This window comes from Superficieibacter sp., from assembly GCF_032071645.1.
Lineage (GTDB): Bacteria > Pseudomonadota > Gammaproteobacteria > Enterobacterales > Enterobacteriaceae > Superficieibacter.
Genome location: NZ_DAMAPU010000018.1, coordinates 49105 through 70200, shown reverse-complemented (window position 1 = coordinate 70200; position 21096 = coordinate 49105). Strand labels below are relative to the sequence as shown.

Sequence of the window (21096 nt, the reverse complement as noted above, 5' to 3'; positions counted from 1 at the left end):
CGTTGTCACCTTATTGCGCAGGTTGAGCGATCGTGGCGTGGACGGTGGCACCGGGGGAGACTTTCTGTAACCCGCTGACAATAACCTTGTCGCCTTCCTGCAATCCGCTGCTAATCAGCCACTTATCGCCCATTGCCTGCGGGGCGACGACATTACGCAACTCAACTTTATTTTCAGCGGTAACGACCATGACCGTGGCATCGCCGCGCGGTGTACGGGTCACGCCCTGCTGGGGAACGAGAATGGCGTCAGGCTGCACGCCCTGATCAATACGAGCGCGAACGAACATGCCCGGCAGTAACTGGTGCTGTGGATTGGGGAAAACCGCGCGCAGGGTAATGGAACCGGTATTTTCATCAACCGTTACGTCAGAGAACTGGAGCGTGCCTTTCTCTGCGTAGGGCTGACCGTTTTCCATAACCAGTTCAACGTTGCTGGTCTGGCTGCCTTTTTGCAGGCTGGCCTGCTTAAGACGCATAAAATCGGCGCTGGACTGTGTGACATCCACATAAATCGGATCGAGCTGCTGAACGGTCGCCAGCGCGTTGGCCTGGCCGCTAGTCACCAGCGCCCCTTCAGTTACGAACGATTTACCAATGCGACCGCTGATCGGTGAAATCACTTTGGTATAAGCGAGGTTAATGCGGGCGGTCTCAACGGCAGCTTTCGATGCCAGCACGCTGGCGTCGGCCTGACGCGCATTCGCGACCGCCTGATCGTAATCCTGCTGGCTGATGTATTGGGTTCCCAGTAGCGGAACATAGCGTTTTACCGTCAGGTGGGCGATATTTGCCGCTGCTTCACTTTTTGCGAGATCGCTTTTCGCGCTGTCCCAGGCCACCTGATATGTTGCCGGATCGATCTGGTACAGCGACTGCCCGCCTTTAACATCGCTGCCTTCAGTAAAATTACGCGACAGAATAATGCCATTCACCTGCGGACGGACTTCGGCGATACGAAACGCGGAAGTGCGGCCGGGTAGTTCAGTGGTCACTGTCAGAGGGGCGCTTTTCACAACATGAACGGTGACCTGCGGAGTCGGTAACTGTGGCGGTGTTTTTTCTTTATCATCACACCCTGAAAGCAGCAGGGCAGAAAGAATTAAACTGGAAAGGAGGGTAGTCCTTGCATAGATCGTCATTGCTGTTCCTTAAAAACCGAAAACCCGAATTCGCCGAAAATCAGTGAAAGAAAAGAAGTAATAAAAAAGCAAGTGGGTATCCTACAAATAATCATCGTTGGATGTAAGGGATAGTTATTTATTAAGGATGCGCAGGGCACATAAAGGCAAAACTCATGCAAAACGATGACGATTAAATATCAGCCATATAATTCATGGTGTGAATGTAATTAAGTAATGCATTCGCAGTAAATATAAATTATTCCCTTTTTTTGTGTAAACATTATTTTATTTATCACAGATAATATAAGTTCGTGTATCAAGTGTAATATTATTGTACCACTCAATATCACTATTGGTGATGAGAACCGCATCCTATGGCAAGGAAAACGAAAGCAGAGGCGCTTAAAACACGGCAGATGTTGATTGAAGCGGCCATCCTGCAGTTCGCCCAGAACGGCGTTGCGAAGACCACGCTGACAGACATCGCCGACGCCGCAGGCGTGACACGCGGCGCGGTATACTGGCACTTTTCCAGCAAAACCGATATTTTTAACGCTATCTGGGAACAGCAGGCACCGCTAAAAGAGATCGTTTGTTATCAGATGCAGGATAATATTCATCCCGATCCGCTTATTCATTTACGCAATCAATTTGTGACAACATTGCAATATATCGCAGCGGATAGCCGTTTACGGGCGCTGTTGCAGATTTTGTATCACCGCTGTGAATTCAGCGATGACATGACATCTGAACAAGAAATTCGCCAAAAAATCGGTTTTAATCATGAATACGTGCGACAGGTTTTACAGGAATGCCAGGCGAAAGGGCGTTTATCTTCCGGCACAAATATTAACGTTATGTTAATTATGCTCCATGGTTTTATTAGCGGCGTGATTAAGAACTGGTTAATGCATCCAGAAGGTTTCGACCTTTATCAAAATGCGCCAGAGCTGGTGGATAATATCATGATGGCATTAACGGCGAAAAAAGAAGCCGCAATACCGAAAGACGCTATCGCCTGCTGACAAACAGGCGACCGGTTAACTTTGTTGATGGCCTGCGCTAAACGCCGCCACGGCGTCGGGGCTGATCGGCTTGCCCAGCAGATACCCCTGCAACGTATTGCATCCCAGTTCAGTCAGGAACCGCTGCTGCATTTCCGTCTCAACGCCTTCCGCAACCACTTTAAGGTTTAACGTCTTCGCCAGCGCGACGATAGCCGAGACAATAGTGACGTCCTCGCCTTCACCGCTAAGTTCACTCACGAACGCCTTATCAATCTTCAGTTCGCAGGCAGGAAGTCGCTTCAGATAAAGCAGGCTGGAGTAACCCGTTCCGAAATCATCAATCGACGCCTTAACGCCCAGCGTTGTCAGTTCAGTCAGAATTCGCACGCTTTCATCCGGGTTACCCATTGCCGTGGTTTCGGTCACTTCGAGGATGAGCTTGCCTGGCGGGATCGCATGGCGTTCGAGGCTATTCATCACCGTCTCGATCAGCGACGTCTGTTCAAACTGTAGTGACGAAAGATTGACCGCTACCGACCAGTCAGTATGCCCCTGAGAATGCCATTCGCTTAGCTGTCGGCAGGCTTCGTCAATCACCCAGTTGCCGATGGGGACAATCAGCCCGGTCTTTTCCGCCAGCGGCAGAAAAATTTCCGGCGTCAGCAGACCCTGCTTCGGATGCTGCCAGCGTAGCAGCGCTTCAAAGCCGACAATCGGCCCCGAAGGCGCCTGAAATTTAGGCTGGTAGTGCAGCATCAGTTCACGGCGATCCATTGCCTGCCAGAGATCGTTCATCAACTGCAACTGCGTCTGCGCCAGTTGATTCATCGATGGCTGGAAAAAATGATAACCGTTACGGCCCATATGTTTGGTGTGATACATCGCGGCATCGGCGTTAAACATCAGTTCGCGCTCATCCTTGCCATCCCACGGATAAAGCGTAATGCCCACGCTGAGCGTGACCATAATTTCATAAGGATCGAGAACAAAAGGGCGGTCGATGACGCTAACCAACGCGCTGGCCAGCGAGGCCGCTTCTTCAGGCGTTTTACTTTCTGCAAGAAGGACAAACTCATCGCCGCCAATCCGCGCCAGCGTATATTGCCCTTTTAGTATTCCGCTAAGGCGAGCGGTAACGGCGACCAGTAATTTGTCGCCGGTATCATGCCCGTAGCCATCATTGACGTTTTTGAAACCGTCGAGATCCATAAACATCAGGGCAAACGACGACCCTTCCCGCTTTGCTTTGCTAATCGCCTGTTCGAGACGATCCTGAAGCAATACCCGGTTGGGCAGGCGGGTCAGAGTATCGTGCAGCGCCATTTCAGCCAGTTCACGATTTGCCTGCGCCAGTGAGGATGCGAGCAATGACGTTCGGGCCTGAAGCCGCGCATCCAGCATGGACACCACGAGCGTGATAGCCAGAATAGACAGCGCCATAACGCTCACCAGCACGGCGAGCCAGCTACCATTCATGCCCTGATCCAGCGCGTGAGCGTGGGCGGTAAAATGCGCCGCCATCATGCCGGTATAATGCATTCCGGCAATCGCCACGCCCATCAGCAGCGCGGCCCCGGCGCGCATTACCGCCACCTGCGCGGCTTCCTGACGCAGGCGAAACGTCAGCCACAGTGCGGCGAGAGAAGCCAGCATCGCAATCACTATCGACACGCCCACCCAGAAGAAGTCCCAGATGACAGGTACGGAAACCTGCAATGCGGCCATGCCGATATAGTGCATGGAGACAATGCCGGTGCCCAGCACCAGCGAACCGGGCAGCAGGCGGCGTAAACGCAGGCGTTCGGCGCTGACCAGCCAGAGTGCAAATAAAGAAGAGCCAATCGCCACCGCCATGGAAATCGCGGTAAGGAAGGGATCGTAGCGCTGGCTCATCGCGAGTTCCATCGCCAGCATACCGATAAAATGCATCGCCCAGATGCCGGTGCCCATCGCAAAGCCACCGCCAATAAGCCAGACACGCGCTGCCTTGCCGGAGCTGACCGACACTCGTCCCGCCATATTAAGCGCGGTATAAGACGCCAGGATGGCAACGATAAAGGAAACAACAACGAGGATTTGGTCGTAATGGCTAACCGGCATCATGTCTTAAACTCATCCGCAGTGGAACGTTCAGGCAACACCTGTCTTGAGGGGGCAGAGACATTACCATTCTCTGAAGACGGCGCAAAGGGATTTAAATCCGTGCGTTTAATGCGGAAAACGCCAGCAGATTTGCGCCATTCTTCACGGTAGCTCGCTACAGTTCACCAGTTTCAGAGGATTAACGGAATCCATATTCCGGCACTTATCGGCTTCCGTGATAAACCACTCGATCCACTGCACGATCAGCGCGTCAAAAATGAAGACAAAAATGGCAAAAATTATCAGCCAGCCATATTTACGAACCATTTTGTCTTCCTGCGATCACGGTGAGATGCAGGCAATATACACGAAATTATCCGCAGAAAAAGAGGGAGAGTAAGTCTTTACTTATGCCACAGATAAGGCGGATTTTAGCCTGGCAGGGATAATAAAAAAGGCGCTTCCCCATGCCGAAGAGCGCCTTTTAAAACAAACACTTAACTGACTAGTATCAGTTCATGCCGTATTTTTTCAATTTTTTACGCAGCGTGCCACGGTTGATGCCCATCATCAGGGCAGCACGGGTCTGGTTGCCACGGGTGTATTGCATCACCATGTCCAACAGGGGCTGTTCTACTTCAGCCAGTACCAGCTCATACAGGTCATTAACATCCTGACCATTCAGTTGAGCAAAATAGTTCTTCAGTGCCTGTTTAACCGAGTCACGCAGGGGTTTTTGAGTTACCTGATCCTGAGAGTTAACGGTAGAAACGGTCAGTACGTCAGAATTTACGCGTTGTTCGAACATAGTTCTGTCAGCTCTTTATTTCTGTTTACGCAAAATTTTCGAAGTATGCCTCCAACGCCTCCAGCTGTTCGCTGGCATCATCTATGGCGTTGAATGTGCGCCGAAACTGGTCATCTGGCGCGTGCTCCTGAAGGTACCAGGAGACGTGTTTACGCGCGATTCGGTACCCTTTAGCGTGACCGTAAAAGTCATGCAGTTCCCGAACGTGCGCGCAAAGTAAGCGCTTAACCTCTGCCAGAGGCAGGGGGGGCAGCAACTCCCCAGTGTCCAGATAGTGCTGGATTTCCCGAAAGATCCAGGGTCTTCCCTGAGCTGCACGGCCTATCATCAGGGCATCCGCCCCTGTATAGTCGAGTACAGCTCTGGCTTTTAGCGGGTCAGTAATGTCACCATTCGCGATGATCGGAATGGAAACTTTCTGCTTAACCATCCGAATGCTGTCGTATTCAGCGTCTCCGTTAAACAAGCAGGCGCGGGTGCGTCCGTGAATAGTCAGAGCCTGAATGCCACAGTCTTCGGCCAGTTGGGCAATCTCTACGCAGTTACGATGTTCAGGAGCCCATCCGGTGCGGATCTTCAGCGTGACAGGCACATCCACCGCTTCCACAACCCGGCTCAGGATAGACTTCACCAGATCCGGGTGTTGCAGCAGGGCTGAACCCGCAAGCTTACGATTCACCTTCTTAGCCGGGCAACCCATATTGATATCAATAATCTGGGCACCGCTTTCCACGTTAATACGTGCGGCTCCGGCCATTTCTTCAGGATCGCTTCCGGCAATTTGCACGGTGCGAATACCTGGTTCATCGACATGGACCATCCGTAAACGCGACTTGTCACTTTCCCAGACCTGCGGGTTAGATGACATCATCTCAGAAACGGTTAAACCTGCTCCCATCTCATAACACAGCGTCCTGAATGGTCTGTCGGTAATGCCAGCCATTGGTGCTGCGATCAGGCGATTCCTGAGCTGGTGGTGTCCGATACGCATGAGTTAAGAAATGACCATACTGTGACTGCAAGGCGGCGTATATTACGCATTTTTTTCACGAGATGAAAGGCCAAACTTTAACCAATCCCCTGTCCTGGATCAATGAATCGCTGCCCGGAAAGGATGAGGTCAGTAAATCTCTTTACATATCATCGTATTGCAAAATAAAGACTATTTTGTATGCAATTATAAATTCGTAAAACTTCTCGATATTCCCGCCCGAAATCGTCGCGCGGACGGGATAATCAGCTGTTTTTATGAGCAAAAAAGCATTCCTGAATGAGATCCTGCTCTCATTTTTGGATAATACCCTGGCGAAACTGTCCATCAAAAGGCGGCCCGCAGGCCGCGCTGATGTTTAGTTTTTACGCCCGGTGATGCGACACCACTCTTCTTTCTCTACGACCGGGTCGAGAGTAAAGAGCTCAGCATAGGCTTCACAGACGCTATCGGCCTGGCTTGCCAGAATGCCGGAAAGGCCCAGCAAACCGCCCTGGACAGGCAGCACGCTGATTAACGGTGCCAGCTCGCGTAACGGGCCTGCGAGGATGTTGGCGACCACCACATCGGCTTTCATCGCTTCTGGCTGGTCCTGCGGCAAATACAGCTCCAGACGCTCAGATACGCCGTTACGCTCGGCGTTATCACGGCTGGCCTGGATTGCCTGCGGATCGATATCAATGCCGATCGCTTTTGCCGCACCCAGCTTCAGCGCCGCAATTGCCAGGATACCGGAGCCACAGCCAAAATCGATGACGGTTTTGCCGTTCAGGTCGAGGCCATCCAGCCATTGCAGACACAGCGACGTTGTCGGATGGGTGCCGGTGCCAAATGCAAGGCCCGGATCGAGCATCACGTTGACCGCGTTCTCATCCGGCACATCGCGCCAGCTTGGGCAGATCCACAAACGTTCGCCAAAACGCATCGGGTGGAAGTTATCCATCCACTCGCGCTCCCAGTCTTTATCTTCGATCTGCTCGATTTTGTGCGCAAAGTCTGCGCCCAGCAACGGATGCTGCTCCAGCATCGCTACCACTTCATTCATCTCAGTTTCGGCATCAAACAGGCCGATAACGTCGGTGTCGCCCCACAGGCGGGTTTCGCCCGGCAAAGGCTCAAAAACCGGCGTGTCGTGCGTATCCTGAAAAGTGACGGACACCGCCCCGGTTTCCACCAGCGCATCGCTTAACTCTTCGGCATTCGCGCCAGTCGTATTCAGTTTTAGTTGGATCCACGGCATAGCAGAACTCTTTATTTATCAGCAGAAATAACAGGCGCTTGCGGTACAGGAGAACCAAAACGGTTGCCCACCACAAACGCCAGCAAACTTAACAACAGCGACGGGACAATCGGGTGAAAGCCCAGCCACTGAATATTCCAGCTCGCCAGCGCAGTATACAGCACGCCGCCGGTAAGCATCCCGCACAGCGCGCCGCGGGCGTTCGCGCGTTCCCAGTACAGTCCCAGCACCAGCGGCCACAGGAACACCGCTTCCAGACCGCCAAAGGCCAGCAGATTCAGCCAGATAATCATCTCTGGCGGACGCCAGGCGGCAAGCATCATCAACACGCCCAGAATCAGCGTGGTGGCGGTTGAAATACGCTTCAGCCGTTGCTCATGATGAATTTTAGCGGGCTGCGCGCTAAGCCACAGATCTTTCACAATCGTCGCGGACGCCTGCAAAAGATGGGCGTTAACGTTGGACATAATCGCCGCCATCGGCGCGGCAAGGAAAATGCCCGCCGCCCACGGCGGCAGAACCTGCAACATCAGCGTAGGGATCACCAGATCCGGCACGGTCAGGTCCGGCAGCACGGCGCGGCCCAGCGCGCCCGCGAGGTGCATCCCCAGCATCAGCAGAGAGACGACAATCGTGCCGATCATAATCCCACGATGCACCGCCTTGCTGTCCTTATAGGAAATGCAGCGCACCGCCGTATGCGGCAGGCCGATCACGCCAAAACAGACCAGCACCCAGAACGACGTCAAAAAGGTCGGCGTCAGGATATTATCTGCCCCTTGTGGCGAGACGAGCTGCGGATTGATGTGTTGCAGCTTCTCCACCGCCATTGGCAGGCCGCCCGCCGCGTGGATCACCCCGATTAGCAGCACGAGGGTGCCGACCAGCATCACCATCCCCTGCATCGTGTCATTCAGCACGCTGGCCCGAAAGCCGCCAAAAGCGGTATACAGCGCGATAGTAATGCCAAAAATCAGCAGCCCGGACTCGTAATTAATGCCGACGGCGGTTTCCAGCAGCCGCGCGCCGCCAATAAACTGTACCGCAATCGCGCCGACAAAGGCGACCAGCAGGCTGATACTGGCAATCCACACCACTGCGCGGCTCTGATAGCGTGCCATCAGCATATCGTTGAGGGTGATCGCATTGTAGCGACGAGCGAGGATAGCGAACTTCTTGCCCAGAATACCCAGCGACAGCCAGATAGTCGGCACCTGGATCATCGCCAGCAGCACCCAGCCGAGGCCGTATTTATATGCCGCTCCCGGTCCGCCGATAAACGAACTGGCGCTGATATAGGTTGTCGTCAGCGTCATCGCCAGCACAAAACCGCCCATCGAACGGCTGCCGAGAAAATATTCGCTCAGGAAAGTACCGGTCCGCCGCTGGCGCATAGCGTAAATCGACAGCCCGAACACCGCTAACAGGTAGATCACCAGCGCGGCTATCACTTCATGCTGCATCGTTATTCTCCAGAGAAATATCGCGGAAGATAACGCGCACCATTAGCCAGCACAGCAGGGTAAATATCAGCGGAACAAGCAGGCAGGCCATTTCAAACCAGTGTGGCAGCCCGGTGATCCCCTGCTGCGAATCAGGTAAGTAAGCGCCCGCTAACCATGCGGCAAGATAGAGAAGGGTAAGCCACAGCGCCCAGCGCGCTTCTTTGTGGGCCTGAACAAAACGGTTGTCCATTCTGGTCCCTTATTCGTCAATAAAAGGAGGGATTATACGGAAAGGTACAGGTGAAAAAAGCGAAAAAAAGGCCGGTTGCCCGGCCTTAGTCATCGCGGAGAATTACTTCTCCTGCAATCCGAGCTTTTTCTCCAGATAGTGGATATTGGTTCCACCGTGCTGGAAGTTCTCGTCATTCATGATGCGGGTCTGCAAATCAACGTTGGTTTTGATACCGTCGATGATCAGCTCCTGCAACGCATTTTTCATGCGCGCAATCGCAACTTCACGGCTTTCACCGTAGCAGATCAGCTTGCCGATCATGGAGTCATAGTACGGCGGTACGGTGTAACCGGCGTAGATATGTGATTCCCAACGCACGCCAAAACCGCCCGGCGCATGGAAGCGCGTGATTTTACCCGGGCTTGGCAGGAAGGTGTTCGGGTCTTCGGCGTTAATACGGCACTCGACCGCATGGCCTTTCACCACGACTTCATCCTGCTTGATGGACAGCGGCTGACCAGCGGCGATACGCAGCTGTTCTTTAATGAGGTCAACGCCAGTGATCATCTCGGTCACCGGATGCTCAACCTGAATACGGGTGTTCATTTCGATGAAATAAAACTCGCCGTTTTCGAACAGGAACTCAAACGTACCCGCTCCGCGATAGCCGATATCCACACAGGCTTTGGCACAACGTTCGCCGATATAGCGACGCAGTTCCGGGGTAATGCCCGGCGCCGGCGCTTCTTCGACCACTTTCTGGTGACGACGCTGCATGGAGCAGTCGCGTTCCGCCAGATAGATTGCGTTGCCCTGACCATCTGCCAGTACCTGGATCTCAATGTGACGAGGATTCTCCAGGTATTTTTCCATGTACACCATGTCGTTGCTAAACGCAGCTTTCGCTTCAGCTTTGGTCATGGAAATGGACTGTGCAAGCTCGGCGTCGCTGCGCACAACGCGCATACCGCGACCGCCGCCGCCGCCGGAGGCTTTGATGATAACCGGATAGCCAATGCGTTTAGCATGAGCGCGGTTAACGTTCATATCATCGCCCAGCGGGCCGTCAGAGCCGGGAACGGTCGGGACGCCTGCTTTTTTCATCGCGGTGATGGCAGACACTTTGTCGCCCATCAGACGGATAGTTTCCGCTTTCGGACCGATGAAAATAAAGCCGGAGCGCTCGACCTGCTCAGCAAAGTTGGCGTTCTCAGAGAGGAAGCCGTAACCCGGATGGATTGCCACCGCGCCGGTGATTTCAGCGGCGCTGATGATAGCCGGGATGTTCAGATAGCTTTTTACGGACGGAGCCGGGCCAATACAGACCGTCTCATCCGCCAGCAATACGTGTTTTAAATCGCGATCCGCAGTGGAGTGTACAGCGACGGTCTTGATACCCAGTTCTTTACAGGCACGAAGAATACGCAGTGCGATCTCGCCACGGTTAGCGATGACAATTTTATCCAGCATGTTCGCCTCGTTACTCGATGACGACCAGCGGCTCGTCAAATTCTACCGGTTGACCCGTTTCAAGCAGGATCGCTTTTACCACGCCTGCTTTATCGGCTTCGATCTGGTTCATCATTTTCATTGCTTCAACGATGCACAGAGTGTCGCCCACATTGACTTTCTGGCCCACTTCGATGAACGCTTTCGCATCCGGGCTTGGGGTGCGGTAGAACGTACCGACCATTGGGGAACGTACGATGTGACCACTGATTTCTGCCGCCGCAGGCGCTTCCATCGCTGGAGCGGTTGCAGGTGCGACAGCATTAGACAAAGCTGGCTGCTGCATAACGGGGGCAGCATAAGCCTGTTGCATCACGGGATAACCTGCGTTTGGCGCAGCACGGCTAATGCGTACTGACTCTTCGCCTTCAGAGATTTCCAGTTCAGAGATGCCTGATTCTTCAACCAGCTCGATCAGTTTTTTAATCTTACGAATATCCATGAGTGGGTTCCGTACTCTTTGTTTAGTGTGATTGTGACAGGCGTTGGAACGCCGTCTGTAACGCATAAAGTTAACCGTTTGTATGGCGTCGGCAGAGAAATGCGCTGCGCGTGCGCCCGGTTAATCGACTGACCCCGGTTTGATCCATTCATCGGGAAAATACCAGAGTAGCCAGCCATCATGTCGCGATCTGCGGTTATTGTTCGGCAAAAAACAAAATATACCTTAGATGCGCGCTTGTCACCTTTTCGGAGGGATAAAACCGCCGTCAGGAAAACCAAAGTCGCACAGTATAACGAGTTCGTAGCATTTCGCAGCTAAATACTGGTCTTATCAGAGAAGATTATCAACCGCTACCGCGCAGAGGTGCGCGGTGGATGGAATAATTGCAACAAACAGCACAAATCGAAAACTATCGCAGCCACTGACGGAACTTCTTGTAACGCCATGCTAAAAGCAGCAGCGCGAGCAGGGCGTAAATCACCGGTTGCGGCGAAAGGATCTTCACCGACCATAAATAATGTATCGGCGCGAGGATCGCGACAAGATAGATGCTGTTATGCAGTTTTTGCCAGCGTCTGCCCAGTTTTCGCTGCATGATTTGTGGCGAGGTGACGGCCAGTGCCAGTAAAAGCAGCCAGCTGATTGCCCCCAGTGTCAGGTAGGGTCGTGACACCAGCTCCTGTCCCAACAGCGCCAGATTATTAATGCCTAACTCCAGCAGGGTGTAGCTGGTGAGATGCAGCGATGCCCAGGCGAAACACCATAACCCTAACAGGCGGCGCGTGCGTATCAATAAGGGCTGCTTAGCGTAACGCGTGAGCGGCGAAACCAGCAAGGTCGCCAGCAGCAATTTCAGAGCCATCCTACCGGTAAAATGCTGAATATCTTTTGCCGGGTCGGCGCTGAAATAGCCCTGCGAGGCGGCCCAGACCAGCCACACCAGCGGCAAAAACGCCGCCAGATGCAGCACCACTTTCAGCCAGACAATCTGTTTTGCTGTTAACCGCACTCAGAAACTCTCCCGCAGATCTAAACCTTTATAGAGCGATGCCACCCGATCGGCATAGCCGTTAAACAACAGCGTTGGCTGGCGCTTAACATCCAGGATCCCGCCTGAGCCAATAAAGCGTTCCGTCGCCTGCGACCAGCGCGGGTGATCGACGTGCGGATTCACATTGGCGTAAAAACCGTATTCATCCGGGGCGGAAATATTCCACGTCGTGGGCGGGCGTTCGCGGGTGAGCTTAATACTGACAATCGATTTAATCCCTTTGAAACCGTACTTCCATGGCACAGTGAGGCGTACCGGCGCACCGTTTTGTGGCGGCAACGCTTTGCCGTAAACGCCGGTTGTCAGCATGGTCAGCGGATGCATCGCTTCGTCCAGTCGCAAACCTTCAACATAGGGATATTTCAGGCCGCCGCCGATAAAGCGATCTTTCTGCCCCGGCATCATCTCCGGCGCATAAATCGTCTGAAAGGCGACGTATTTTGCATTGCTGGTAGGCTCGACCAGCGCCAGCAGTTTGTGGAGCGGAAAACCAATCCACGGCACCACCATCGACCATGCCTCAACGCAGCGCATCCGATAAATGCGTTCCTCCAGCGGGAAGCGTTTGATCAGATCGTCATGATCCAGCGTCAGCGGCTTAGCGACTTCGCCGTCAATGGTCAGCTTCCACGGATCGCTCTTCAGGCTGCCCGCGTTCGCTGCCGGATCGGCTTTATCCAGCCCAAACTCATAAAAGTTGTTGTAGCCGGTGACTTTGTCTTCCGGCGTCAGGGGGAGCGTGCTCTGCCATTCTGCGGGGCGAGTAAAATCCAGCGGTTTGCCGGACGGTGCGGGAGGGCGATCGTTACCCTTAAACCAGTCCAGCACGTCTGCTCGCGCCACGTTGGGCAGGCTCAGCGTAGCGGCACTAATGCCCAGCGCCTGCAAAACCTGGCGGCGCTGCATAAAAAAAGCCGATTCGGCGGTGACATCGGCTTCGGTAAAGCGACGTAATTTCTTCATGACGGCTCCCGGCGAGTACGCCATCAGAAGGGTGATGGCGCATCATCTATGATGGCAGGGAGTCTGTCAGCGCGCGAGGAAATTGGTTAATTAAATGTAAATTCTGCGCGATAGCTTAGTTTACTTTTACCAGCGTGCGGCCCTGCGCCTGGTTATTAATAATGGCTTCTGCCAGCTTCGGCGCATCGGCCAGCGGAATTTCGGTTGCGGTTTGAGTATAAAACGTATCCGGCAAATCCAGCGCCAGACGTCGCCAGGCTTCCTCGCGGCGCGCGGCCGGTGCCATGACGGAATCCACGCCCTGCAGGCGGACATTACGCAGAATAAACGGCATCACCGTCGTCGGTAGCGCAAAGCCACCTGCCAGACCGCAGGCCGCCACGCAACCGCCGTAATTCATTTGCGCCAGCACCTTCGCCAGCACCTTATCGCCAACGGTATCGATGGCACCGGCCCACAGCTGTTTTTCCAGCGGACGGGTTTCAGCAAACTCATCGCGTCCGATAATCCGGCTGGCACCGAGGCTGCGCAGGTATTCGTGGGTGCTTTCGCGCCCGGAAACCGCCACCACCTGATAGCCCAGCTTATGCAGCAGCGCGATGGCGGTACTGCCTACGCCGCCGCTGGCCCCGGTGACCAGAATTTCCCCGCTGTGTGGACGAATGCCCGCTTCTTCCAGCGCCATTACGCACAGCATGGCGGTAAAACCGGCGGTGCCGATAATCATCGCTTTGCGATCGTCCAGTCCTTTCGGCAGCGCCACCAGCCAGTCGCCTTTTACGCGCGCGCGTTCCGCCAGTCCGCCCCAGTGATTTTCACCGACGCCCCAGCCGGTCAATACCACCTGCTGGCCCGCATGAAAACGCGGATCTTCGCTGGTGCGAACCTGTCCGGCAAAATCAATCCCCGGCACCATCGGGAAGTTACGGATGATTTTTCCCTTGCCGGTGATTGCCAGCGCGTCTTTATAGTTCAGACTGGACCATTGAATATCTACCGTGACGTCGCCTTCCGGCAGTTGGCTGTCATCAATCGTTTGCACCGATGCGAGCGTTTTTCCGTCCTGTTGTTCTAAGATTAAAGCTTGCATGACCCGTCCTCACTTGCCTGGTAGTTAGAAATACAATTACCCAAACTATACGCGCTAATCAAAATGGGATGCAGACCTGACGCAATAAATTGCCAGATCTGCCAGGTTTGATAGTATTCAAGGTTACTCTGCTAGTTAGTGCTTACTTTAAAGTGAACGCGATAGCAGGACCGGGCTGTTCTTTACAACACGGAGTTAACTCAGGGATGCGTTTAACGACGAAGTTTTCCGCTTTTATTACCTTACTGATTAGCCTGACGATGCTCGTCACGCTGATTGGCTGCTCGCTGAGTTTTTATAACGCTATCCAGAGCAAAATCGATGGGCGGGCGCGGGCCGTTGCCACTATCCTCGATAACCGACTGATGACGCGCTCCTTCGACCAGCTCGAACTGCAACTCAATGAGCTGATGGTGCCGGTTGACATTGTGCGCATCGATTTTCTGCATGGCAAAAATACCCTTTATAGCCACGCCCGGAACGGCAGCTATCGTTTGCTGGGGCGCAGCAATCTGTATCGTGAACTGACCATCCCTTCCATGAAGCATCCGGGTATGACCATCCATCTGGTCTATCAGGACCCGATGGCTAACTACTTTCACTCGCTGCTGACGACCGCGCCGCTGACGCTGGCGATTGGCTTTATGGTACTGGTGATTTTTCTGGCGGTACGCTGGCTGCGCCGCCAGCTTGCCGGAGGGGAACTGCTCGAACTGCGCGCCACCCGCATTCTTAACGGCGAGCGCGGCCACGGCGTGCGCGGCACTGTCTATGAATGGCCGGCTCGCGCCAGCAGCGCGCTGGATATGCTGCTTTCTGAAATCCACTTCGCTGGCGAGCAGCGTAGCCGCATGGACACGCTGATCCGCTCCTACGCCGCCCAGGACACTAAAACCGGGCTTAACAACCGCGCATTCTTTGATAATCAACTGGCAACCCTGCTTGAAGATCAGGAAAAAGTCGGTACCCACGGCATTGTGATGCTGATCCGCCTGCCGGACTTTGATCTGCTGGTCGATAACTGGGGACGGGCGGCGGCGGAAGAGCATTCATTTACCCTCATTAATCTGATCTCCACCTTCATTATGCGTTACCCCGGTGCGCTGCTGGCGCGCTATCACCGCAGCGATTTTGCAATTCTGCTGCCACATCGCACCCTGAAAGAAGCCGACGGCATTGCCTCGCAGCTGATTAAAGCAGTGGACGCGCTACCGTCGTCAAAAATTCTTGAGCGGGAAGATACGATGCACATCGGCATCTGCGCCTGGCGTAGCGGGCAAACCACCGGGCAGGTGATGGGCCATGCGGAAACGGCAACGCGCAACGCGGTATTGCAGGGCGGCAATAGCTGGCTGGTGTATGACGATTCTTTGCCGGAAAAAGGGCGCGGTAACGTGCGTTGGCGTACACTGATTGAGCAGGTACTCAGTCGGGGCGGTCCACGGTTTTATCAAAAACCGGCGGTGCTGGCAGATGGACGCGTTCACCACCGGGAACTGATGTGCCGAATATTTGACGGCACGGAAGAATTACTGGCAGCGGAATACATGCCTTTCGTGCTGCAATTTGGTCTGGCGGAAGAGTATGATCGCTTACAAATTAACCGCATGTTACCCTTCCTGTTATTCTGGCCTCAGGAAACGCTGGCCTTGCCGGTGACGGTAGAAGCGTTAATCCGCCCGCGATTCCAGCGCTGGCTGCGCGATACCTTAATGCAATGCGAAAAATCGCAACGCAAACGTATTATTTTTGAACTTGCTGAGGCGGATGTTTGTCAACATATCAGCCGCTTACAACCCGTTGTTCGTTTAATTAATGCACTGGGGGTTAATGTGGCGGTAACGCAGGCGGGTTTGACGATGGTAAGCACCAATTGGATCAAGCAGTTGGACGTGAGCTTAATCAAATTGCATCCCGGCCTGGTGCGCAACTTTGAAAAGCGTAATGAAAACCAGCTGTTGGTGCAGAGTCTGGTCGAAGCCTGTAAAGGGACGGCAACCCAGGTTTTTGCCAGTGGGATTAGGACGAAAAGCGAATGGCGGACCCTCTCCGCATGTGGTGTAACCGGGGGGCAGGGTGATTTTTTTGCTTCTTCACAGCCGCTTGACTCTAATCTAAAAAAATATTCACAAAGATATTCGGTTTGACCTGCCGTTTACTATGTTTTCACGTAGAATAACGCGCGCTGTATCTTCGGGGGTGTGCTTGTCTGCCCGCCAGGATCACGCAGTTAACGGCCTTGTACAGGTTGCAAATGAAAGCAGGGAGCGCTGCTGATGATTTTAAATCTGAAGGAGTCAGGTATCAGTTTGTGACAGAGGTGACGAACTGCACTAATTTTCACCGTAGCAGATGATTTTTGCGCCTTGTCGCTGCTGCGTGTGGTTGGTAAAGTAAGCGGATTTTGTACTCCGCCCCAGCTTTCAGGATTATCCCTTAGTATGTTGAAAAAATTTCGTGGCATGTTTTCCAATGACCTGTCCATTGACCTGGGTACTGCGAATACCCTTATTTATGTGAAAGGACAAGGCATCGTATTGAATGAGCCTTCCGTTGTGGCCATTCGTCAGGATCGTGCCGGTTCACCGAAAAGCGTCGCTGCTGTCGGTCATGACGCGAAGCAAATGCTGGGGCGTACCCCTGGCAACATCGCGGCGATCCGCCCGATGAAAGACGGCGTTATTGCCGACTTCTTCGTCACCGAAAAAATGCTCCAGCACTTCATCAAACAGGTGCACAGCAACAGCTTTATGCGTCCCAGCCCGCGCGTGCTGGTGTGTGTGCCGGTTGGCGCAACCCAGGTAGAACGTCGTGCTATTCGTGAATCAGCGCAGGGCGCAGGTGCCCGCGAAGTCTTTCTGATTGAAGAACCGATGGCTGCGGCCATTGGCGCCGGTCTGCCGGTTTCTGAAGCGACCGGTTCAATGGTCGTCGATATCGGCGGCGGTACAACCGAAGTGGCCGTTATCTCCCTGAACGGCGTGGTTTACTCCTCCTCAGTACGTATTGGTGGTGACCGTTTCGACGAAGCCATCATTAATTACGTGCGTCGTAACTACGGCTCCCTGATTGGTGAAGCAACCGCAGAACGTATCAAACATGAAATTGGTTCCGCTTATCCGGGTGACGAAGTCCGCGAAATCGAAGTGCGCGGTCGTAATCTGGCAGAGGGCGTCCCGCGCGGCTTTACGCTGAATTCCAACGAAATCCTCGAAGCATTGCAGGAACCGCTGACCGGTATCGTTAGCGCCGTGATGGTGGCGCTGGAACAGTGCCCGCCGGAACTGGCATCCGACATCTCCGAGCGCGGAATGGTACTGACCGGTGGCGGCGCGCTGCTGCGCAATCTCGACCGCCTGTTAATGGAAGAGACAGGTATTCCTGTCGTAGTTGCAGAAGATCCACTGACTTGCGTAGCCCGTGGCGGCGGCAAGGCGCTGGAAATGATCGACATGCACGGCGGCGACTTGTTTAGCGAAGAGTAGTCAGCCTCAGACGCGGGGTGGCGTTTTGCGCTGCCCCTCCTGAACTGACACGAGAATACGCATAGCCTATGAAGCCCATTTTTAGCCGTGGCCCGTCGCTACAGATTCGCCTCATCCTGGCGGTGTTAGTGGCGCTTGGCGTAATTATCGCCGACAGCCGACTTGGAACGTTCAGCCAGATCCGAACGTACATGGATACCGCCGTCAGTCCCTTCTACTTTGTCTCAAATGGTCCGCGTGAATTACTCGACAGCGTTTCGCAAACGCTGGCCTCGCGCGATCAACTCGAACTTGAAAACCGGGCGCTGCGTCAGGAACTGCTGCTGAAAAACAGCGACCTGCTGATGCTGGGACAGTACAAACAGGAGAACGCGCGCCTGCGTGAGCTTCTGGGTTCCCCGCTGCGTCAGGATGAACAAAAAATGGTCACCCAGGTGATCTCAACGGTCAACGATCCCTACAGCGACCAGGTGGTGATCGACAAAGGCAGCGTGAACGGCGTTTACGAAGGTCAGCCGGTCATCAGTGATAAAGGCGTGGTCGGGCAGGTCATTGCGGTGGCAAAACTCACCAGCCGCGTGCTGCTGATCTGTGATGCCACCCACGCGCTACCGATTCAGGTATTGCGCAACGACATCCGGGTGATCGCGGCCGGGAATAGCTGTACGGACGATCTGCAACTGGAGCATCTGCCCGCCAACACCGACATTCGCGTCGGCGACGTGCTGGTGACTTCCGGTCTGGGCGGTCGTTTCCCGGAAGGTTATCCGGTCGGCGTAGTGTCTTCAGTGAAGCTGGATACCCAGCGCGCGTACACGGTGATCCAGGCCCGTCCGACCGCCGGATTACAGCGCCTGCGTTACCTGCTGCTGCTGTGGGGTGCGGATCGCGAAGGTGCTAACCCGATGACCCCGGAAGACGTTCACCGCGTGGCGAACGAGCGCCTGATGCAGATGATGCCGCAGGTACTGCCTTCGCCGGATTCGGTGGGGCCACCTGCGCCAATGCCCGCGCCTGCGACCGGCCTTACGCCCGCCCAGCCGCGCCCTGTTTCCACAGGGGGGCAGTAGTGGCAAGCTACCGTAGTCAGGGGCGATGGGTTATCTGGCTCTCGTTCCTGGTGGCTCTTTTGCTACAGGTCATGCCGTGGCCGGAAAACATTATCGTCTTCCGGCCAAACTGGGTGCTGCTGATCCTGCTCTACTGGGCGCTGGCGCTGCCGCACCGGGTGAATGTCGGAACGGGTTTGCTGATGGGTGCCATACTGGATCTGATCAGCGGCTCCACGCTTGGCGTGCGCGCGCTCTCCCTGAGTATCATTGCCTATCTGGTCGCGCTGAAATATCAGCTCTTTCGCAACCTCGCGCTCTGGCAGCAGGCGCTGGTGGTGATCCTGCTGTCGCTGGCGACCGATATCATTGTTTTCTGGGCTGAGTTTTTAGTGATCAACGTCTCTTTCCGCCCGGAAGTATTCTGGAGTAGCGTCGTCAACGGCGTACTCTGGCCGTGGCTGTTTCTGCTGATGCGGAAAATTCGCCAGCAATTTGCGGTGCAATAAGGTTTTTATGACAGCGCTCTATCTCGCTTCCGGCTCTCCGCGTCGTCAGGAGTTACTGACGCAGTTAGGCATTGTGTTTGAACGGATCGTGCCGGGCATTGAAGAACAGCGCCAGTCGGGTGAACTCGCGGCGGATTACGTGGTGCGTCTGGCGCGCGAAAAGGCGCAGGCGGGCGTGGCGCTTGTCCCGCGCGATCTACCCGTGCTGGGCGCAGACACCATCGTCGTGCTCAACGGTGACGTGCTGGAAAAACCGCACGACGACGCACAGGCCGCCGCCATGCTGCGCAGGCTTTCCGGGCAGACGCACCAGGTGCTGACCGCCGTCGCGCTGGCCGACTCGCATTCGGTGCTTGAAAGTCTTGTGGCGACAGAGGTCACCTTCAGGGTACTCTCGGAAGAGGACATCGCGGGCTATGTGGCCAGCGGTGAACCTCAGGATAAAGCAGGTGCATACGGTATTCAGGGGCTGGGTGGCTGTTTCGTCAGGAAGATAAATGGCAGCTATCACGCCGTGGTCGGCTTACCGCTGGTGGAAACGTATGAGTTGCTGAATAAATTTAACTCACTGCGTAAGCAAAGGGATAAACATGACGGCTGAATTGTTGGTAAACGTAACGCCCTCGGAAACCCGCGTGGCTTATATTGACGGCGGTATTTTGCAGGAGATCCACATCGAGCGTGAAGCCCGGCGTGGCATTGTGGGCAATATCTACAAAGGCCGGGTCAGCCGGGTTCTGCCGGGAATGCAGGCGGCGTTTGTCGATATTGGCCTTGATAAAGCCGCTTTTCTCCACGCTTCCGACATCATGCCGCATACCGAATGCGTAGCGGGTGAGGAACAGAAGCAGTTTATCGTTCGCGACATCTCTGAGCTGGTGCGCCAGGGCCAGGATTTAATGGTCCAGGTGGTGAAAGATCCGCTGGGCACCAAAGGCGCGCGTCTGACCACTGATATCACTCTGCCGTCACGTTACCTGGTCTTTATGCCGGGCGCTTCCCACGTCGGCGTATCGCAACGTATTGAAAGCGAAGCCGAGCGCGACCGCCTGAAAAAAATCGTCTCCCATTACTGCGACGAGCAGGGCGGATTTATCATCCGCACAGCGGCTGAAGGGATTTGCGACGAAGACCTGGCCTCAGACGCGGCGTATCTCAAACGCGTCTGGACCAAAGTGATGGAGCGTAAAAAACGCCATCAGACTCGCTACCAGCTGTACGGCGAGTTGGCACTGGCCCAGCGCGTGCTGCGCGATTTTGCCGTCTCGCACCTTGATAAAATCCGCGTTGACTCCCGGCTGACCTTTGAATCGCTGCTGGAATTCACCGCCGAGTACATTCCTGAAATGACCAGCAAGCTGGAGCATTACAGCGGACGCCAGCCCATTTTCGATCTGTTCGATGTGGAAAACGAAATTCAGCGCGCGCTGGAGCGTAAAGTCGAGCTGAAATCCGGCGGCTATCTGATTATCGATCAGACCGAAGCGATGACCACCGTCGATATCAACACCGGCGCGTTTGTCGGGCATCGCAACCTGGATGACACTATATTCAACACCAACATTGAGGCGACGCAGGCCATTGCGCGTCAGCTTCGCCTGCGTAACCTCGGCGGGATCATCATCATCGATTTTATCGATATGAATAATGAGGATCACCGCCGTCGCGTATTACACTCCCTCGAACAGGCGCTGAGCAAAGACCGGGTCAAAACCAGCATCAACGGCTTCTCACAGCTCGGGCTGGTCGAAATGACCCGCAAGCGCACCCGTGAAAGCGTGGAGCACGTTCTGTGCCACGAATGCCCGACCTGCCACGGTCGCGGGACGGTGAAAAGCGTTGAAAGCGTCTGCTATGAAATCATGCGTGAAATCGTGCGCGTGCATCATGCCTACGACTCCGACCGTTTTCTGGTCTACGCTTCTCCTGCGGTGGCAGAAACCCTCAAGGGCGAAGAGTCGCACGCGCTGGCGGAAGTTGAAATCTTTGTCGGCAAGCAGGTCAAAGTCCAGGTTGAACCGCTCTATAACCAGGAGCAGTTTGACGTGGTCATGATGTAACCAAAAG

Annotated in this window: 20 protein-coding genes; 7 read left to right on the top strand and 13 right to left on the bottom strand. The window is 54.5% G+C overall.

The annotated features are described in order from the left end of the window. Window positions 1–10: 10 nt before the first annotated feature. Entirely contained in the window at window positions 11–1141 is a 1131-nt protein-coding gene (locus RT197_RS20170; RefSeq protein WP_312952966.1) for an efflux RND transporter periplasmic adaptor subunit, read from the bottom strand. A 356-nt stretch (window positions 1142–1497) separates the two neighbouring features. On the opposite strand from RT197_RS20170, the gene envR reads away from it, so the two are divergent. Beyond that, complete coding sequence (gene envR, locus RT197_RS20165) at window positions 1498–2148, top strand: acrEF/envCD operon transcriptional regulator (RefSeq protein WP_312952965.1); 651 nt, start codon at window positions 1498–1500, stop codon at window positions 2146–2148. Window positions 2149–2163: 15 nt separating this feature from the next. Here envR and RT197_RS20160 read toward each other — a convergent pair whose 3' ends face one another. The 12 genes from RT197_RS20160 to RT197_RS20105 form a co-directional block, all read right to left on the bottom strand. Then, the gene (locus RT197_RS20160) at window positions 2164–4230 is read right to left on the bottom strand and encodes a putative bifunctional diguanylate cyclase/phosphodiesterase (protein WP_312952974.1); all 2067 of its coding nucleotides are present in this window, start codon (window positions 4228–4230) and stop codon (window positions 2164–2166) included. 144 nt (window positions 4231–4374) lie between these two features. Further along, window positions 4375–4539, bottom strand: a complete 165-nt coding sequence (locus RT197_RS20155) for a DUF2556 family protein (protein ID WP_312952964.1) — start codon at window positions 4537–4539, stop codon at window positions 4375–4377. 184 nt (window positions 4540–4723) lie between these two features. Continuing rightward, a complete protein-coding gene (gene fis / locus RT197_RS20150) occupies window positions 4724–5020 on the bottom strand; it encodes a DNA-binding transcriptional regulator Fis (protein ID WP_000462905.1) in 297 nt (98 codons plus the stop codon). A 25-nt stretch (window positions 5021–5045) separates the two neighbouring features. Beyond that, window positions 5046–6011, bottom strand: coding sequence for a tRNA dihydrouridine synthase DusB (gene dusB, locus RT197_RS20145; protein WP_312952959.1), 966 nt, complete (start codon window positions 6009–6011; stop codon window positions 5046–5048). A gap of 358 nt (window positions 6012–6369) precedes the next feature. Then, a complete protein-coding gene (gene prmA, locus RT197_RS20140; RefSeq protein ID WP_312952958.1) occupies window positions 6370–7251 on the bottom strand; it encodes a 50S ribosomal protein L11 methyltransferase in 882 nt (293 codons plus the stop codon). An 11-nt stretch (window positions 7252–7262) separates the two neighbouring features. Continuing rightward, window positions 7263–8714: a sodium/pantothenate symporter gene (panF, locus tag RT197_RS20135; protein WP_312952957.1), complete on the bottom strand. Its 1452-nt coding sequence runs from the start codon at window positions 8712–8714 to the stop codon at window positions 7263–7265. Continuing rightward, window positions 8704–8946, bottom strand: a complete 243-nt coding sequence (locus RT197_RS20130; RefSeq protein WP_312952956.1) for a YhdT family protein — start codon at window positions 8944–8946, stop codon at window positions 8704–8706. The genes panF and RT197_RS20130 overlap by 11 nt, the downstream gene beginning before the upstream one ends. A 102-nt stretch (window positions 8947–9048) precedes the next feature. Beyond that, on the bottom strand, window positions 9049–10398 hold the full coding sequence (gene accC / locus RT197_RS20125; protein ID WP_312952955.1) for an acetyl-CoA carboxylase biotin carboxylase subunit: 1350 nt from the start codon (window positions 10396–10398) through the stop codon (window positions 9049–9051). Between the two features lie 10 nt (window positions 10399–10408). Further along, the gene (gene accB, locus RT197_RS20120; RefSeq protein ID WP_312952954.1) at window positions 10409–10879 is read right to left on the bottom strand and encodes an acetyl-CoA carboxylase biotin carboxyl carrier protein; all 471 of its coding nucleotides are present in this window, start codon (window positions 10877–10879) and stop codon (window positions 10409–10411) included. 412 nt (window positions 10880–11291) lie between these two features. Next, window positions 11292–11891, bottom strand: coding sequence for a protein-methionine-sulfoxide reductase heme-binding subunit MsrQ (gene msrQ / locus RT197_RS20115; protein ID WP_312952953.1), 600 nt, complete (start codon window positions 11889–11891; stop codon window positions 11292–11294). Then, the gene (msrP, locus tag RT197_RS20110; protein WP_312952952.1) at window positions 11892–12896 is read right to left on the bottom strand and encodes a protein-methionine-sulfoxide reductase catalytic subunit MsrP; all 1005 of its coding nucleotides are present in this window, start codon (window positions 12894–12896) and stop codon (window positions 11892–11894) included. It abuts the gene before it with no gap. Window positions 12897–13011: 115 nt separating this feature from the next. Further along, entirely contained in the window at window positions 13012–13986 is a 975-nt protein-coding gene (locus RT197_RS20105; protein ID WP_312952951.1) for an MDR family oxidoreductase, read from the bottom strand. Between the two features lie 206 nt (window positions 13987–14192). On the opposite strand from RT197_RS20105, the gene csrD reads away from it, so the two are divergent. From csrD to rng, 6 genes are all read left to right on the top strand, one after another. Then, entirely contained in the window at window positions 14193–16133 is a 1941-nt protein-coding gene (gene csrD, locus RT197_RS20100) for an RNase E specificity factor CsrD (RefSeq protein ID WP_312952950.1), read from the top strand. Between the two features lie 294 nt (window positions 16134–16427). Continuing rightward, complete coding sequence (gene mreB / locus RT197_RS20095) at window positions 16428–17471, top strand: rod shape-determining protein MreB (protein WP_000913396.1); 1044 nt, start codon at window positions 16428–16430, stop codon at window positions 17469–17471. A 68-nt stretch (window positions 17472–17539) separates the two neighbouring features. Further along, entirely contained in the window at window positions 17540–18541 is a 1002-nt protein-coding gene (gene mreC, locus RT197_RS20090) for a rod shape-determining protein MreC (protein ID WP_312952946.1), read from the top strand. Beyond that, window positions 18541–19029: a rod shape-determining protein MreD gene (gene mreD / locus RT197_RS20085; protein WP_312952945.1), complete on the top strand. Its 489-nt coding sequence runs from the start codon at window positions 18541–18543 to the stop codon at window positions 19027–19029. The genes mreC and mreD overlap by 1 nt, the downstream gene beginning before the upstream one ends. 7 nt (window positions 19030–19036) lie before the next feature. After that, window positions 19037–19630, top strand: a complete 594-nt coding sequence (locus tag RT197_RS20080) for a Maf family protein (protein WP_312952943.1) — start codon at window positions 19037–19039, stop codon at window positions 19628–19630. Further along, complete coding sequence (rng, locus tag RT197_RS20075) at window positions 19620–21089, top strand: ribonuclease G (RefSeq protein ID WP_312952942.1); 1470 nt, start codon at window positions 19620–19622, stop codon at window positions 21087–21089. The genes RT197_RS20080 and rng overlap by 11 nt, the downstream gene beginning before the upstream one ends. Window positions 21090–21096: the final 7 nt, after the last annotated feature.